The 15,177-nt window shown below is 47.0% G+C and carries 15 protein-coding genes; 13 read left to right on the top strand and 2 right to left on the bottom strand.

The window, feature by feature from the left end; all coding sequences use genetic code 11:
- Nucleotides 1–289 precede the first annotated feature (289 nt).
- From GQS10_RS11545 to GQS10_RS11570, 6 genes are all read left to right on the top strand, one after another.
- Nucleotides 290–1,306, top strand: coding sequence for a phosphate ABC transporter substrate-binding protein PstS family protein (locus GQS10_RS11545; protein WP_166242244.1), 1,017 nt, complete (start codon nucleotides 290–292; stop codon nucleotides 1,304–1,306).
- 128 nt (nucleotides 1,307–1,434) lie between these two features.
- Nucleotides 1,435–2,331 (top strand): phosphate ABC transporter permease subunit PstC, encoded by an 897-nt coding sequence (gene pstC / locus GQS10_RS11550; protein ID WP_166242247.1) that lies wholly within the window; start codon nucleotides 1,435–1,437, stop codon nucleotides 2,329–2,331.
- A 36-nt stretch (nucleotides 2,332–2,367) separates the two neighbouring features.
- On the top strand, nucleotides 2,368–3,207 hold the full coding sequence (gene pstA / locus GQS10_RS11555; protein ID WP_166242528.1) for a phosphate ABC transporter permease PstA: 840 nt from the start codon (nucleotides 2,368–2,370) through the stop codon (nucleotides 3,205–3,207).
- 29 nt (nucleotides 3,208–3,236) lie between these two features.
- A complete protein-coding gene (gene pstB / locus GQS10_RS11560) occupies nucleotides 3,237–3,989 on the top strand; it encodes a phosphate ABC transporter ATP-binding protein PstB (protein WP_166242249.1) in 753 nt (250 codons plus the stop codon).
- A 97-nt stretch (nucleotides 3,990–4,086) separates the two neighbouring features.
- The gene (gene phoU, locus GQS10_RS11565) at nucleotides 4,087–4,746 is read left to right on the top strand and encodes a phosphate signaling complex protein PhoU (RefSeq protein ID WP_166242250.1); all 660 of its coding nucleotides are present in this window, start codon (nucleotides 4,087–4,089) and stop codon (nucleotides 4,744–4,746) included.
- A gap of 158 nt (nucleotides 4,747–4,904) precedes the next feature.
- Nucleotides 4,905–7,142: an EAL domain-containing protein gene (locus GQS10_RS11570; RefSeq protein WP_166242251.1), complete on the top strand. Its 2,238-nt coding sequence runs from the start codon at nucleotides 4,905–4,907 to the stop codon at nucleotides 7,140–7,142.
- Here the strand turns inward: GQS10_RS11570 and GQS10_RS11575 are convergent.
- Nucleotides 7,139–7,894 (bottom strand): HAD family hydrolase, encoded by a 756-nt coding sequence (locus GQS10_RS11575; protein WP_166242252.1) that lies wholly within the window; start codon nucleotides 7,892–7,894, stop codon nucleotides 7,139–7,141. The genes GQS10_RS11570 and GQS10_RS11575 overlap by 4 nt on opposite strands.
- 110 nt (nucleotides 7,895–8,004) lie before the next feature.
- On the opposite strand from GQS10_RS11575, the gene polA reads away from it, so the two are divergent.
- The 5 genes from polA (at nucleotide 8,005) to GQS10_RS11600 (ending at nucleotide 13,526) form a co-directional block, all read left to right on the top strand.
- A complete protein-coding gene (gene polA, locus GQS10_RS11580; RefSeq protein WP_166242254.1) occupies nucleotides 8,005–10,698 on the top strand; it encodes a DNA polymerase I in 2,694 nt (897 codons plus the stop codon).
- Between the two features lie 59 nt (nucleotides 10,699–10,757).
- Nucleotides 10,758–11,600 (top strand): DNA-formamidopyrimidine glycosylase, encoded by an 843-nt coding sequence (gene mutM, locus GQS10_RS11585; RefSeq protein WP_166242256.1) that lies wholly within the window; start codon nucleotides 10,758–10,760, stop codon nucleotides 11,598–11,600.
- Between the two features lie 66 nt (nucleotides 11,601–11,666).
- A complete protein-coding gene (ytaF, locus tag GQS10_RS11590) occupies nucleotides 11,667–12,305 on the top strand; it encodes a sporulation membrane protein YtaF (protein ID WP_166242258.1) in 639 nt (212 codons plus the stop codon).
- Nucleotides 12,306–12,327: 22 nt separating this feature from the next.
- Nucleotides 12,328–12,924 carry a dephospho-CoA kinase gene (gene coaE / locus GQS10_RS11595; protein ID WP_166242260.1) on the top strand — a complete coding sequence of 199 codons (597 nt, stop codon included), beginning with the start codon at nucleotides 12,328–12,330 and terminating at the stop codon, nucleotides 12,922–12,924.
- Entirely contained in the window at nucleotides 12,921–13,526 is a 606-nt protein-coding gene (locus tag GQS10_RS11600) for a lytic transglycosylase domain-containing protein (RefSeq protein ID WP_166242262.1), read from the top strand. Before coaE ends, GQS10_RS11600 begins: the two co-directional genes overlap by 4 nt.
- Nucleotides 13,527–13,563: 37 nt before the next feature.
- On the opposite strand, the gene GQS10_RS11605 is transcribed toward GQS10_RS11600, so the two are convergent.
- On the bottom strand, nucleotides 13,564–13,791 hold the full coding sequence (locus GQS10_RS11605) for an alpha/beta-type small acid-soluble spore protein (RefSeq protein ID WP_166242264.1): 228 nt from the start codon (nucleotides 13,789–13,791) through the stop codon (nucleotides 13,564–13,566).
- 82 nt (nucleotides 13,792–13,873) lie between these two features.
- Between GQS10_RS11605 and nrdR the strand changes: the two genes are divergently transcribed.
- Nucleotides 13,874–14,347, top strand: a complete 474-nt coding sequence (gene nrdR, locus GQS10_RS11610; protein WP_166242266.1) for a transcriptional regulator NrdR — start codon at nucleotides 13,874–13,876, stop codon at nucleotides 14,345–14,347.
- A gap of 112 nt (nucleotides 14,348–14,459) precedes the next feature.
- Entirely contained in the window at nucleotides 14,460–15,164 is a 705-nt protein-coding gene (locus GQS10_RS11615) for a glycoside hydrolase family 73 protein (RefSeq protein WP_166242268.1), read from the top strand.
- The last annotated feature ends 13 nt before the right edge of the window (nucleotides 15,165–15,177 follow it).

Below are 15,177 nucleotides of genomic sequence, written 5' to 3' on the forward strand. Positions count from 1 at the left end.
CAGATCGAAGCCGAAAGAACCTACCTGATGGTTTCATTTCATTCCCTCCATATGAGTAAATACCTAATTTGATCTCTTTGATTAGTAATTTTACCTATATTTATTTAACTTTCATGATTACTTTTGTTAACGTTATGTAAAATATGTTCGAACAATGTCGAACGTCCTGAAAATGTACCACGACATATTTTTACATAGCGTTTACAAACTATTAAAATTGCGAAAACAAACAGGGCGTAATATTGGGCTTGTCGAACAAAAATAAAAATGTTTTAAGGAGTGGTCATTCGTGGCAAACAATGTTCTCCGTAAAGGTACACTAGTAGTTGCTTCCGCAGCACTTGCATTATCTCTTGCAGCTTGTGGCGGTAAAGAAGCAACGAAACCAGCAGAAAATCAAGGTGCGGCTCCAGCTGAACAACCAAAGGCTGAGCAGCCTAAGAAAGAAGAGCCAAAAGCAGCGAAGCTGGCAGGCGATATCAAAATCGACGGTTCTTCCACGGTTTACCCGATTTCTCAAGCGGTAGCGGAAGAATTCATGAAGAAGAACAAAGATGTTAAAATCACAGTTGGTCTTGCTGGTTCCTCGAACGGCTTCAAGAAACTGATCTCTGAAGAAATCATCATCGCGGATGCGTCCCGTAAGATTAAACCGACTGAAATCGAAGAGCTGAAGAAGAAAAACTTCGAAGCGATCGAAATGCCAGTTGCTTACGACGGTATCACTGTTGTAGTTAACAAGAAAAATACATTTGCAAAAGAAATGACAGTTGAAGAGCTGAACAAGATCTGGGCGAAGGATTCCAAGATCAAAAAGTGGAGCGAAGTTCGCGCTGGCTGGCCGGACAAAGAAATCAAGCTTTACGGTCCTGGAACAGCATCCGGAACATTTGAATACTTCACTGAAGAAATCAACAAGAAGGCAAAAGAATCCCGTACTGATTACACTGCGTCCGAGGACGACAACGTTCTTGTTAAAGGTGTAGAATCCGATGAGTTCGCAATGGGTTACTTCGGCTTCTCCTACTATCTGGAGCACAAAGACAAGCTGAACGCGGTTGCGATCAAGGTTGATGCTGCTAGCCCTGCTGTAGCACCTACTACTGAAACCATTGAAAACGGTACGTACAAGCCGCTTGGACGTCCGATCTTCATCTACCCGCGTAAAGACGTTTTGGAAAGACCAGAAGTTAAAGAATTCCTGAAGTTCTACATGAGCGCTGAAGGCCAAAAGCTTGTTGAAGCTGTAGGTTACGTTAAGCTTCCGCAAAAAATGTATGACGAAAACCTTGCACATCTGAAATAATTGTCAAAAAATGTGTTGAAAATCATTCTTTTAGAACGGTAAAATGGAAACCGTGGTGTTTTCGGGGGATAACCTGAAAATGCCACGGTTATCCGATTATTAGGTACATATCTCCAAGGGAGCGTTCTATGGACTTTAAAAAGAGAAGGTCATTGTTTTCTGCCGATTCACTGATGCCAAAGCTGCTTCTGGTTTTTGCGGCGATCTCCATTTTAACGACCGTTGGAATTGTGGTTGTTCTATTAGTGGAATCGCAAAAGTTTTTTGAGGAAGTACCGTTTCTAGACTTTATAACAGGAACGGAATGGACTCCGCTTTTTGCGGACGGTAAGTTTGGCGTGCTTCCGCTGCTCGTAGGCACCTTTATGGTTACGGTCATTGCAAGCTGCGTGGCTCTGCCAATCGGACTGGCCAGTGCGATTTACTTGAGTGAGTACGCACACGAGAAGGTTAGAAAGGTACTGAAGCCTGTCCTTGAAATTTTGGCTGGCGTGCCGACCATCGTTTATGGCTTTTTTGCCTTGACCTTTGTAACTCCGATTTTGCGTTTTCTTATTCCGGCGACCGAAGTGTTTAACGCATTGAGTGCCGGCTTGGTTATTGGGATTATGATTATTCCGCTCATCTCCTCGATGAGTGAGGATGCGATGTCCGCAGTGCCTCGCTCTCTGCGCGATGCGGCCTACGCGCTTGGTTCAACGAAGCTGGAAGTAGCGACAAAGGTCGTTGTACCGGCAGCCTTTTCTGGAATTGTGGCATCATTCGTGTTAGGTATTTCCCGTGCTGTAGGCGAGACGATGATCGTTGCGCTGGCTGCAGGTGCGCTGCCGAATATGGAATTCAATCCGCTGAAAAGCGTGGAAACACTGACCGCTTACATTGTTGCTGTCAGCAGTGGGGACACCACGGTTGGTTCGGTTGAATACCAAACGATTTATTCGGTAGGGATTACCTTGTTCACCATTACCCTGATTATGAATATTATCGCGGGTTATATTTCCAGACGGTTCAGAGAGGAGTATTAATACGTGGAACCCAATCAGAATGAATTAAAACGTATCATGGCCCGTAAGCGAAAAAATTCTTTGTTCCACGGCATTTTTTTCGCCTCAACCATCGTCGGTGTTGTATTTCTCGTGCTGCTTATAGGACAAGTCGTAATGAAGGCAATTGGCTGGCTGGATTGGCAGTTCATTACGAGTATGCCTTCGAGAAGACCGGACGCATCCGGAATTTTGGTCGGTATCGTAGGTACCTTTTATTTAATGCTTATAACAGCGCCGCTTACGTTCATTATTGGCGTAGCTACTGCGCTTTACATGGAAGAATATGCGAAAGATACGAAGCTCAGCCGAATCATTCAGACAAACATTTCAAATTTGGCGGGTGTGCCCTCGATTGTATATGGAATCTTGGGATTAACGATTTTTGTGCGTATTCTTGAGTTTGGCAACAGCATATTGGCGGGAGCTTTAACGATGACCCTGCTCGTTCTGCCAATCATTATTGTTGCTTCGCAGGAAGCAATTAAGGCCGTGCCTATGGCTCAGCGTCATGCATCGTTTGCGCTTGGAGCCAACCGTTGGCAAACAATTGTCCGGGTCGTGCTTCCGTCCGCTTTCCCGGGAATTATGACGGGCGCGATTTTATCGTTGTCCCGTGCGATTGGCGAGACAGCTCCGCTGATCGTCGTTGGTGCCGTAGCCTATATTGCCTTTTTACCGGAAAGCTTGCTTGATCAATTTACGGTTATGCCAATTCAAATTTATACGTGGTCGAGCTTACCGCAAGAGGAATTCCAAAATGTGGCGGCTGCAGGAATTGTTTTGCTGCTCGTCATGCTGCTCAGCATGAATGCGATCGCCATTTACTTGCGCAATAAGTATCAAAAACGCCACTAAACCGGACGTTTCCTTGGGAGGCACGAATCATGTCCATAGTAAATGTAAACAATGTTGACCTGTATTACGGTGAATTTCATGCTTTAAAGTCCATAGACATGTCGATCGAAGAAAAATCGGTTACGGCGTTTATTGGTCCGTCAGGCTGCGGAAAATCGACACTTCTTCGTACGCTCAACCGCATGAATGATATGATTAAGGGTGTGCGGATAACCGGTGAAGTGAATATTGGCGGCAGCAATATTTATTCTCCGAGTGTTAACGTGGAATTGCTTCGTAAACGTATTGGAATGGTATTTCAGCAGCCTAACCCGTTTCCGAAGTCCATTTATGATAATGTCGCATATGGTCCACGGATCCACGGAATCCGCGATAAAAAAAGATTAGATGAAATTGTGGAACGAAGCTTAAAAGGTGCCGTTCTTTGGAATGATGTTAAGGATGTGCTTAAAAAGAGCGCGTTCAGTCTTTCCGGCGGTCAGCAGCAGCGCCTATGCATCGCGCGTGCGCTAGCTGTTGAGCCAGACATCCTGCTGATGGATGAGCCGACTTCAGCGCTTGATCCGATCTCCACGTTGAAGATTGAGGAGCTTGTGCAGGAACTGAAAGAAAACTATACAATTATTATCGTTACGCACAATATGCAGCAGGCAGCTCGTGTTTCCGACGATACCGCGTTTTTCTTGAACGGCGAGGTCGTAGAATTTAACAAAACCGAGCGTATTTTCTCGAACCCGCAGGACCAGCGTACCGAAGATTACATTACGGGACGTTTTGGATAAACGAAATCTTCTTGTTTTACAAAAATATGTATAATCGAAATGCAGGCGTATATAATGTACATATGTTTGCATTTAGGCGCCGAAGGAGCGTGAATCTATGGATACGCGAATGAGTTTTCATCAGTCGCTGGAGGATTTGCAGAAAGAGCTTCTTTCCATGGGGAGCGATGTAGAACGGCAGCTGCACAATGCGGTAGAATCGCTGCAAAACTTGGATGAAAGCCAAGCCCGTGCTGTTGTCGATTTCGATGATAAAATTGATGAAGCAATGCTGCGTATTGAAGAGCGCTGCCTTCGCCTCATTGCACTGCAACAGCCTATGGCCAGTGACCTGCGTCTCATTGGTATGACACTGAAGGTTGCAATCGACTTGGAACGGATCGCCGATCATGCAGTAGATATTGCGAAGATTACGATTCGGCTGTTCGGTCAGCAGTTAGTGAAGCCTCTGGTCGATATTCCACGAATGACGGAAATCGCAAGAGAAATGCTGCGCGGCTGCTTAACCGCTTTTGCTGAGAAGGATATCCATAAAGCAGCGGAATTGGCTAAGAAAGACGATGAAGTCGATAAAATCTACAGCACTGTAATGACCGAAATTGTGAGCCTTATGGGTTCTGATTTTACAACCAATAAACAGTTAACTCATCTGCTTATGGTCGCTCATTATATCGAGCGAATTGCCGATCACACCACGAATATTGGGGAAGGTCTCATTTATCTGGTGACGGGTAAGCGGAAGGATTTAAACGTATAATTTACAGAAGATAACCCTCAGACTTTTCGACAAAGGATGGGGGTTTTCTATTTTTTACAATAACTTAACATGATTCTGCAGAATTATACATTTTCCTAAGTTATAATATACGGATAGATAGAGAGTTAGCATACGATCGTTACTGCGAGGGGATTACCGTGATTACTATAAAGCCGTTTGAAGCAGGTTTTATTGACGAGTTGTCGGAAAGAATGACAAGCGGGATTGTTGGAATCAACTATTTGGACGTCGCTCGATTAGCTGAAATTGAGCAACAATATGGACGGCCTTTTTGCGTAAAGCTGATTCAATTTGTCAAAACGACTTTAGCGAATCTAGTAATGGATCTTCCGTTTGTATTTTCGACAAAAACAGTAGGCGATGATTTTTTTATATATGCATATGTTGAAAGCGGCGTAGAGCAATATGTTCAGCAAATGCTGAAAGAGCGGGGAAGCTACTTAAAAACTGCGATAGAAGCTGCGATCAAAACTCAATTTCCGTCTGTTGAAGGTATCACATTACATACAGGCAGTGCTGTATTGACCCATATTGCGGATAAGCCATTGGAGCTGATTGTGTACACAGCTATCAAAGAAGCTATTCGTCAGGCCAAGCAAAAGGCGGTTGAAGCAGAGGAAGATGGCAAGAAGTCTGAGTTTTTAGAAATCTTATCCAATCAATTATTAAGCTCGGTGTATCAACCTATTATTTCATTAACAGATGGAAATGTGTTCGGCTACGAGGCGTTAACGAGAGGACCGATAGGGAGCTCATTTCATTCACCTCTTCCTTTGTTTGAGTTTGCAGAGCAGGAGGGGTATTTATATTCCCTAGATAAGGTAACCCGGGAGAAAGCCGTCGAAGGACTTCGAGGTTTAAAAAACGGACAGCGTGTTTTTATCAATTTAATGGCTCAAATCATAAATGATCCTGATTTTAATCCGGGGCAAACTCGAAAACTACTGAAACAGTATGGCTTAACGCCGAACCATGTCGTATTTGAAATTACCGAGCGCTACTCTGTCGAAGATTTCAAAACGGTCAAGAAGGTGCTCAGCCATTACCGCGCGCAGGGCTACCAGATCGCCATCGATGATGCGGGGGCCGGTTATTCATCCTTGCAAGCCATTGCTGAGCTTCAACCGGATTATATAAAGGTAGATCGTTCTCTCATTCAGGGGATCCACGAAGATAAGGTTAAGGAATATATATTGGAAACCTTTATTTCATTTGGCCGGAAAATGAATGTGAAGATCGTAGCTGAGGGGATTGAGACCGTAGAGGAATTGCACAAGCTCATGCGTATGGGTATTCACTATGGACAAGGTTATTTACTGGGCAGACCGAATAAAGAATTACATATACCGACAGAAGAAATTACCCGGGAAATAGTTCGACAACGCGAAATGTTAGATAGTGTCGTATCGCTCCTTACGATCGGGGATTTGGCGACTCCTGTCAAAACCTTTTTAACTTCCGACCCGTCTTCCAAGGTCGCCAATTACTTCAAGGCAAACGAAGAAGAGCAGGGTGTAGTTATTGTTAATGAGCAAGGAGTGCCGGCGGGGTTAATGATGAGAGACAAGCTGTTTCAGCAGCTTGCAGGCCAATATGGAATTTCACTCTATTGGAATAAAGAGATTCGATTGCTTATGGATAGCGAAGCCCTTATTGTTGAGCATCGTCTTTCACCTGAAATTGTTTCCCAAATGGCCATGGCGCGCGATATTCGTCGCCTGTATGATTTTGTTATTGTCGTTAAAGATCAAAAAATGGTGGGTGCTGCGTCCGTACGTACGATTTTGGAGTCCATTACGCAGGTGCGGATGGAACATGCACGGGTATCCAATCCGTTGACCGGTCTTCCCGGCAATATCCAGATTCAACGCTATATTCGAAATTGTATTTCTCAAGGCGGCAGATTTTCAGTCATATATATTGATCTGGATTACTTTAAATGGTTCAATGATCGGTATGGTTTTCACAAGGGAGACGAGGTCATTCAATACACAGCCGATATTTTACAGCAAACCTTGTCCGCGTGCGGCAATCCGCATGATTTTGTAGGGCATATCGGTGGCGATGATTTCATCGTAATTTCGACGACAAACGAACCGTCTTTGCTTTCTGAGGAAATCATTCGTCGATTTAGCCAGGGCGTCTCCATTCTCTATGAAGAGGAGCAAGAAGAAATCGTCCGTGACCGCTATGGGAATCAAGTTGTAGGTGCAAGCTTATCTTTATCTCTTGCAGTCGTTGTTTGTACAGAGGATGCGGCGGTTACTTCGGAAGGGATTTCCAGAATGGCTGCTGAGCTCAAAAAGCAGGCGAAGGAGCAGCAAGGAAATTCCATGGCAATTACATATTTCAATGAGATGAAGACATCCGTTTAATCCTCAAAAAAGCTGACAAGATCCTCAAGTCGCCGTATGACGGCGATTTTTTTTGTCCCGATCATGCGCATGCCATGGCCTTCTATCCGGTTAGGAGCAATCCAAATCGCGTTCATGCCGTATGACGTGGCGCCGCGAATATCTTTATTCCAGCTGTTCCCGATCATCACACAGTGATTCGGGGCTGTACGGGCTGCATCGGAAGCACGTGCGAATATGGCGCGTCCTGGCTTGCGGCAGTTCACCATTTCAGGAGTCAAAATAAGACGATGCTGAAATAGTTCATTTGTTCCGGATTCTTTCAAAACATGGATCACCCGATCTTTGCTCTTGTTGCTGATAATTCCTAGAGGGCGAAGGTTAGATAAGGCCTGCAGCGTTTTTTTGGCCCCGTTGCGAAGATGGACCGTTTTGCTGCGGGCTGCCTGATATTCTGCATAAAAACGGTCAACCCACTTTCGATTGTATTCAATCGGGTAGAGGTGCACTGCTTTCCGCAGCGCAGACCGGAATCTGGCTTCCTTGCGAAGCTTCCGCTTTCGGGTTAATTGTTTATGCATTTCTTCCATAAAACGGCGATACGCTTCTTCGGGTCTAAAAGCTTCAGAATCCGAATCCGGTGCCCATCTTCCTATCATATCGTTAAGTACCTGAATAAAGCACTCTCTAGAGGCCGCAGCTTCATCGGTAAGTGTATCCGTTACATCGAAGAAGATGACGCTTGACCGTTTATAATTCGCCCAGTTTTGCATAATAGTATGCCCCTCCGTTCGACAAACCGTTCTCTTCTATATTGTATGTGTTTCCCAACTTATTGTGTTATGATGGGTACAGGTTTGTACCAAATTGAGGTGATTTTATTATGAGCAAATTGATTATATTGGACGGGAATAGTATTGCGAGCAGAGCGTTTTATGCGACTCCGCCGCTTACCAATAAGGCGGGGACGCCGACGAATGCTGTATTTGGCTTTACAAACATGCTGCTTCGGTTAATCCGGGAAGAGCAGCCAACGCATTTTCTGGTAGCCTTCGATGCAGGGAAAATCACCTTCCGGCATGAAGGATACACCGAGTACAAGGGCGGCAGAGCCAAAACTCCGCCTGAATTATCGATTCAGTTCCCGTTAATTAAAGAACTGCTTGATGCTTTCAGCATTCAGCGTTTTGAACTGGAGGGGTACGAAGCCGACGACATTATCGGTACGTTAACCAAAGCAGCGGACGAGCAGGGTCAGGAGGTTCTTGTTGTAACGGGGGACAAGGACATGCTTCAGCTTGCTTCGGATAAGGTATCGATCGCGTTGACCCGAAAGGGAATCAGTGAGGTGGAACGATATGATCCGAAGGAAATCCAAGAGAAATACGGGCTAACACCGCAGCAAATTATTGACCTGAAAGGGCTCATGGGGGATTCTTCCGACAATATTCCTGGGATCCCGGGTGTAGGCGAGAAAACAGCACTGAAGCTTCTAGCGGAGTATGGATCGGTTGAAGCCGTACTTGAGAATGCAGACGCTCTTACCGGAAAAATGAAGGAGAAGGTAAGAGATAATGCGGAGAGCGCAAGAATGAGCAAAAAGCTGGCGACCATTTTCCGTGAGGTGCCGATGGAATTGGATTGGGAGCAGCTTAAGTACGAGGGGTATGAAGGATCTGCGTTGAAATCGATGTTCCAGCAGCTGGAGTTCAAATCCTTGCTGGAAAAGATGGACTTCGGATCTCCGGATGGCGTATCTGCTTCAAGCACTGCTCAGGCGAGTGAGCAGCTGGATGTAACGGTGGTTGTAACGGCGGATGACGTGCAAAAGCTGATGGATGCGGTAAAGCACTCCCCAGACGGAACAGCGGTGCATGTGGAAGTGATTGGCGAAAATCCACATGGCGCTGAAATTATCGGTCTTTCCGTATTCACAACAGCAAAAGCAGAGGAGCAAGACGGATTAGCTTTTTATGTACCTTTTGCGAAGCTTACGGATGCTGTTGGGGAGCCGATCCGGCAATACCTTGAGGACGGAAGCCAGCTGAAGCTGATGTACGATGCGCACAAGGCACAGGTTGCGCTGCATTGGCAGGGGATTTCGCTGCGCGGCATTGCGTTTTGCTCGCTGCTTGCGGCGTATCTAATCGATCCGACTGAAGCAGACCATACCTTAAACGGACTTGCGGAGAAATACGGGCTTCCGGCGCTTCCTTCCGATGAGCAAGTGTTTGGAAAAGGCGCGAAGTTCCACGTGCCGGAAACGAATGTAACGGCAGATCTCTTGGGTCGTAAAGCGTTAGCGGTTTCCAGGCTTGTCCCGATTCAGAAGGAGCAGCTGGATAAAGTCGAAATGAACCGGCTTTATTATGAGCTGGAGCTCCCTTTGTCCGGCGTATTGGCGGTCATGGAGCTGCGGGGGATTCACGTCGATGCAGCGGATTTGAAAAATTACGGCAAGGAGCTCTCGGAGCACATCAGCAGGCTGGAGCAGCAAATTTATAGTCTGGCAGGCACGGAGTTTAATATCAATTCTCCAAAGCAGCTGGGTGAAATATTATTTGAAAAATTAGGTTTACCTGCATGGAAAAAAACGAAAACCGGCTATTCGACCGATGCCGAGGTGCTGGAAAAGCTGGCGCCATATCATGAGATCGTGGCGAATATTTTGCATTACCGCCAACTGGCCAAGCTGCAGTCCACTTATGTGGAGGGGCTGCTCAAGGAAATCAACGGGCGTACCGGGAAAGTGCATACATACTACCGTCAGACGATTGCCGCAACAGGACGGCTAAGCAGTCAATTCCCGAACCTGCAAAACATTCCGGTCCGGATGGAAGAGGGCAAGAAGATCCGAAAAGTATTCGTGCCATCCGAAGAGGGCTGGCTAATTCTAGCGGCAGATTATTCGCAGATCGAGCTTCGGGTACTCGCTCATATTGCCGGGGACGAAAAGATGAAGGAAGCCTTCATTTCCGACATGGACATTCACACCAAAACGGCGATGGACGTATTCGGCGTTTCCAACGAGCAAGTCGATTCCAATATGAGACGGCAGGCGAAGGCGGTCAATTTCGGAATCGTATACGGCATCAGCGATTACGGCCTTTCACAGAACTTGAACATAACCCGGAAGGAAGCGGCGGAGTTTATCGAGCAGTATTTGGCGGCTTTCGAAGGGGTACGGCGCTATATGGAAGATATCGTTCAGAAGGCGCGGCAGGACGGGTTTGTATCAACACTGCTGCAGCGCCGCCGTTATTTAGCCGATATTACGGCTTCCAACTTCAATAAACGTTCCTTTGCGGAACGCACGGCGATGAACACGCCGATCCAGGGTACGGCTGCGGACATTATAAAGCTTGCGATGGTACAGATTGAAGAACGGATGCGCAAAGAAAAGCTGAAAAGCCGCATGCTGCTTCAAGTGCATGACGAACTTGTATTTGAGGTTCCACCGGAGGAGCTTGAGCTGATGAAGAAGCTTGTCCCAGAGATCATGGAAGGGGCGCTTGCGCTTGATGTGCCGTTAAAAGTGGATGTGTCCTATGGCACCAATTGGTATGAGGCGAAGTAAGCAAAAGCAATCGCCGCGCACGGCAAATCCGGTATAATGGAGTTTAGAGGTGAAGAATCATGCCGGAATTGCCGGAGGTAGAAACCGTCAAACGAACCCTAAATGAGCTGATCACAGGGAAAACGATACAGAAAGTAAGTGTGCATTTGCCGCGAATTGTTCAGCACCCGGAGGACCCGGGTCTATTTGCGGCTATGCTCGAAAGCCGCACCTTTCGATCCGTTGAAAGACGAGGAAAGTTTCTTAGGCTGCTAACCGATGATTTGGTGCTGGTTTCCCATCTTCGCATGGAAGGCCGTTACGGCCTTTACGCTTCCGACGAACCTGTGGAAAAGCATACCCACGTCATCTTCCATTTTACCGATGGAACAGAGCTTCGCTACAAGGATGTACGCCAATTCGGTACGATGCATTTGTTTGCTTTAGGCGAGGAATTTACAAGGGCGCCGCTGCATAAACTGGGATTGGAGCCTTTGGACGAGCAAACGTTTACGCTTGAAGTGTTCCGAAGGCTGCTCTCCGGCCGAACGACGAAGATTAAGCCGCTGCTGCTCAATCAGGAGGTTGTCGTCGGAATCGGCAACATCTATGTGGACGAATCACTCTTTACTGCAGGCATTCACCCGGAACGCGAAGCTTCGAGCCTAAAGCCCGCAGAGGTGAAGCGGCTTCACCAAGCGATTGTGGAAACGCTGAGCAGCGCTGTGGCTGCAGGTGGTTCATCGGTGAAGTCATATGTAAATGGCCAAGGGGAGATGGGGATGTTTCAGCAGGAGCTAAAGGTATACGGCCGTAAAGGTCTGCCTTGCGAGCGCTGCGGAACGCCGATTATCCGCACGGTTGTCGGCGGCAGAGGAACGCATACTTGTCCGAAGTGCCAGAAGGACAAATCACGCGCATAAGACTGCTGCATAGAATGAACCTGGGGCGTTCGCGCCCAACGTTCATTTTTGCAGGAGGGCTGCTTTATGCCGGGTTTGACATCGTTACTGATGCTCTCGTTAGCGGTAAGCCTGGACGGTTTTGGGGTCGGTATGGCTTACGGCCTGCGGAAAATCCGCGTGCCGCTGCCTTCGATTCTTATTATTGCTTTATGTTCAGGCGTAACCTTATGGTTATCCATGTATTTGGGTTCGTTTCTATTCCATTTCGTTCCGGAAGCTTGGGCGCAATCTATCGGAGCGTGGATACTAATTGCTGTCGGAAGCTGGGCCGTATATCAGGTTATTACGCAATCGTATGAAACCGAGGATCCGGTTCCTGCGCCGCAGGACACCCATGCATCTGTGAAGTCAGACTTATCCGTGATGCAAATATTAAAGACGCCTTTGACCGCAGATAAGGACCGTTCCGGTACCATTTCAGCTGGCGAGGCCATTTTGCTCGGCTTCGCGTTATCTCTGGATTCGCTCGGTGCGGGGATCGGCGCTGCTTTGCTGGGACTGCCGATGCTTGCTACATCGCTGGCAATTATAGTAACCAGTGCGGCCGCACTGACGGCTGGACTGCGTACCGGCTTTTCACTCGGACGGAAGGCTTGGGCCAGAAGGTTATCCCTTGTTCCGGGAGGTCTTTTAATTGTTATGGGTATTTTAAAGCTAATGTAATTTGAGGACGGAGGATGGCGGCATGAATATCGGATTAACGGGAGGCATCGCCTGCGGGAAGAGCACAGTCGCCGATATTTTCGTGCGTCTTGGCGCCGTTCTTGTCGATGCAGACCAAATCGCAAGAGAGGTTGTGCTTCCCGGTCGTCCGGCTCTTCGGCAAATTGCCGAACGATTTGGACAAGCCGTACTGAAAGAGGACGGAACGCTTAACCGTAAGCGGCTCGGCGAGCTCATCTTCGGCAATGTAGATGCGCGAAAAGATTTGGAAGCAATTATCCATCCGCCGATCCGTGCGGAAATTACAGAACGGATTGCATACTGGAGCGCGAATGGCGAAGGAAAAACGATCGTTTTCGATATTCCTCTGCTATTTGAGTCCAAATATGAGGGACTGCTGCCTGATACGGTAGTCGTTTATATCCCGCGGGAGCTGCAGCTGAAACGTTTAATGGCAAGAGACGGCATAAACGAGTCGGAGGCAGAGCAGCGTTTACTGGCGCAAATGCCGATCGAGGAGAAACGAAAGCTCGCAGCACATGTCATTGACAATAGCGGATCTATGCAAGAAACGGAGAGTCAAGTAATCAACTACTTACAAAAGAAAGGCTTATTATGAGTATTTTTCGTAAAAAGCGCTTATACGCTCTTTTGTTTGTCATCATTCTGCTTATCCTATTTTACAATTCGGAATGGTTGTCCCGCTGGCTGTATCCTATCCCTTATCGAGAGGATATTGAAATCAGCGCTCAAAATTACGACGTGGATCCGATGCTAATTGCAGCGATTATCCGTGTGGAAAGCAATTATAAGCCGGATACCCTATCCAAAAAAGGTGCTGTGGGGCTTATGCAGGTTATGCCCGATACCGCGGAATGGATCGTAACGCAGGCTGGCTTTGCAGATTTAACGAATGAAAAGCTGGAGCGGCCGGATGTAAATATTGAGGTCGGGGCATGGTACATACGATCATTAATGCAGCAGTTTGCCAAGGATGTACAAAACGGAAATGTGGAAGACCGTATTGCAATCGTCGCGGCTGCTTATAATGCCGGTCCCGGAAGTGTTCGTAAGTGGTTAAACGCAAAAACATGGGATGGGCAAGTTGTAAACCTGCAAAAAATCCCTTTTGGAGAAACAAGACATTACATACAGCGAGTTTTGTATTATTATAAGAAGTATGTACAAATTTATGATGAAAAAGCGCTGGAAGGCCAATAAGATTGGCCTATCCAACGCCGCTAAAGAACATTACATCTTATCGTGCGAATTGACCTGCTAGGGATTGCTCAGCGATTTGAACAAGACGGCGAGTAATGTGACCCCCGATTGCACCGGTATCACGTGTAGCCATATGGCCGTAGTACCCGTCTTGCGGGATCGCGATGCCCAGCTCTTGAGCTACCTCAAATTTCAGTTGTTCTAGAGCTTGGTTCGCCTGTGGTACTACAAGCGTATTGCTGGAACGAGATTGTCCTGCACCCATTGTTGTCACCTCCTCTGTCGTTGTAATGATAGTATGTGCGAATTCCTTCATCTCATAACAGGTACTAGTTGGGAGGATTTCCATGAAATGCCCCTATTGCGAACATGCCGGCACCAAGGTGCTGGATTCGCGCCCAGCCAACGAGAATAAATCGATTCGGCGCAGGCGTGAATGCGAGAAATGCAGTAAACGGTTCACCACCTTTGAAATGGTGGAAGAAACACCGTTAATCGTCATTAAGAAAGACGGAAGCCGGGAAGAATTTAACCGGGAAAAGATGCTCCGCGGATTAATTCGTGCATGTGAAAAGCGTCCCGTATCGATCGAACAGCTTGAAGTGATCGTGTCGGATGTGGAGCAGGAAATACGGAATACGGCTGATGCTGAAGTCGAAAGCCGTGATTTGGGAGAGCTGGTCATGCGGCAGCTGTATCCTGTCGATGAGGTAGCTTATGTTCGTTTTGCTTCCGTGTATCGTCAATTCAAGGATATCGATATGTTTATGAAAGAATTGAACAGCTTGTTAGGAAAAAACAATTTAGGTCCATTAAAATAAGAGGATATGACAATTAACGACTTCGTTCATTTCGGAACGGGGTCTTTTTTGTGCCCAAAGCTCGGGACCGTGCATATAGTAATGCAAACCCTGTTTGGGAGGGAAGCCGTACATGACAAGGGACGAGTTTATATCGATCGTGGCTCCCATAGCTGTTGAGCTGAGGCTGGAGGGCTCCCCAGTGTATCCCTCTGTCCGAATTGCACAAAGTGTATTGGAAACCGGAGGGAAAATTCAGCCCTGGAATAACTTGGTTGGATTGAAGGTAGGCAGTGGTACTCCAAATCCATACTGGGACGGGAGTTATGTAGACTACTCCACATGGGAAGTCGTGGATGGAGGACGTAACGTTAACGTTAGAGCCAACTTCAGAGCATATAACAGCATCGAGGATGGCTACCGGGATCAAGATTTATTTTTAACCATGAATCGTAGATACATTCCGGTTCAGCAGGCCCAAAATCCGCAAGCTCAAGCCGCAGCTTTTGAAAGCAGCGGGTATGCCACGGACCCGCAGTATGCGGAAAAGCTGATTTCCATTATGAATCAATACAATTTATTTCGGTTTGACCGGGAGGTGGAGGCAGTGTTAGAGCAGCTACGTGCACAAATCGAACAATTACAGCAGCAGCAGGCTCAGCTTACGGAGCAGCTGCGTCAGTTGAATGCAGCTTTAACCGTTGAGGGAATCCCAGATTGGGCCCAAGAAGCGGTTCAGGCCGCCGTAAACAAAGGAGTTCTAAATACGCCCGAGGGCGGCAGCTATGATTTTTATCGTATGATTACGATTTTGCACCGTTTAGGCCTATTCTCTTAAGTACCTAGAAAAA

The sequence above is a fragment of the Paenibacillus turpanensis genome, assembly GCF_011421635.1.
In the GTDB taxonomy this organism is placed as follows: domain Bacteria; phylum Bacillota; class Bacilli; order Paenibacillales; family YIM-B00363; genus Paenibacillus_AK; species Paenibacillus_AK turpanensis.

What these genes read in the sequence shown, in the direction of transcription:
- pstC (WP_166242247.1), top strand. Translation starts at nt 1,435, where the DNA reads ATGGACTTTAAAAAGAGAAGGTCATTGTTTTCTGCCGATTCACTGATG.
- pstA (WP_166242528.1), top strand. Translation starts at nt 2,368, where the DNA reads ATGGCCCGTAAGCGAAAAAATTCTTTGTTCCACGGCATTTTTTTCGCC.
- pstB (WP_166242249.1), top strand. Translation starts at nt 3,237, where the DNA reads ATGTCCATAGTAAATGTAAACAATGTTGACCTGTATTACGGTGAATTT.
- phoU (WP_166242250.1), top strand. Translation starts at nt 4,087, where the DNA reads ATGGATACGCGAATGAGTTTTCATCAGTCGCTGGAGGATTTGCAGAAA.
- GQS10_RS11575 (WP_166242252.1), bottom strand. Translation starts at nt 7,894, where the DNA reads ATGCAAAACTGGGCGAATTATAAACGGTCAAGCGTCATCTTCTTCGAT.
- polA (WP_166242254.1), top strand. Translation starts at nt 8,005, where the DNA reads ATGAGCAAATTGATTATATTGGACGGGAATAGTATTGCGAGCAGAGCG.
- mutM (WP_166242256.1), top strand. Translation starts at nt 10,758, where the DNA reads ATGCCGGAATTGCCGGAGGTAGAAACCGTCAAACGAACCCTAAATGAG.
- ytaF (WP_166242258.1), top strand. Translation starts at nt 11,667, where the DNA reads ATGCCGGGTTTGACATCGTTACTGATGCTCTCGTTAGCGGTAAGCCTG.
- coaE (WP_166242260.1), top strand. Translation starts at nt 12,328, where the DNA reads ATGAATATCGGATTAACGGGAGGCATCGCCTGCGGGAAGAGCACAGTC.
- GQS10_RS11600 (WP_166242262.1), top strand. Translation starts at nt 12,921, where the DNA reads ATGAGTATTTTTCGTAAAAAGCGCTTATACGCTCTTTTGTTTGTCATC.
- GQS10_RS11605 (WP_166242264.1), bottom strand. Translation starts at nt 13,791, where the DNA reads ATGGGTGCAGGACAATCTCGTTCCAGCAATACGCTTGTAGTACCACAG.
- nrdR (WP_166242266.1), top strand. Translation starts at nt 13,874, where the DNA reads ATGAAATGCCCCTATTGCGAACATGCCGGCACCAAGGTGCTGGATTCG.
- GQS10_RS11615 (WP_166242268.1), top strand. Translation starts at nt 14,460, where the DNA reads ATGACAAGGGACGAGTTTATATCGATCGTGGCTCCCATAGCTGTTGAG.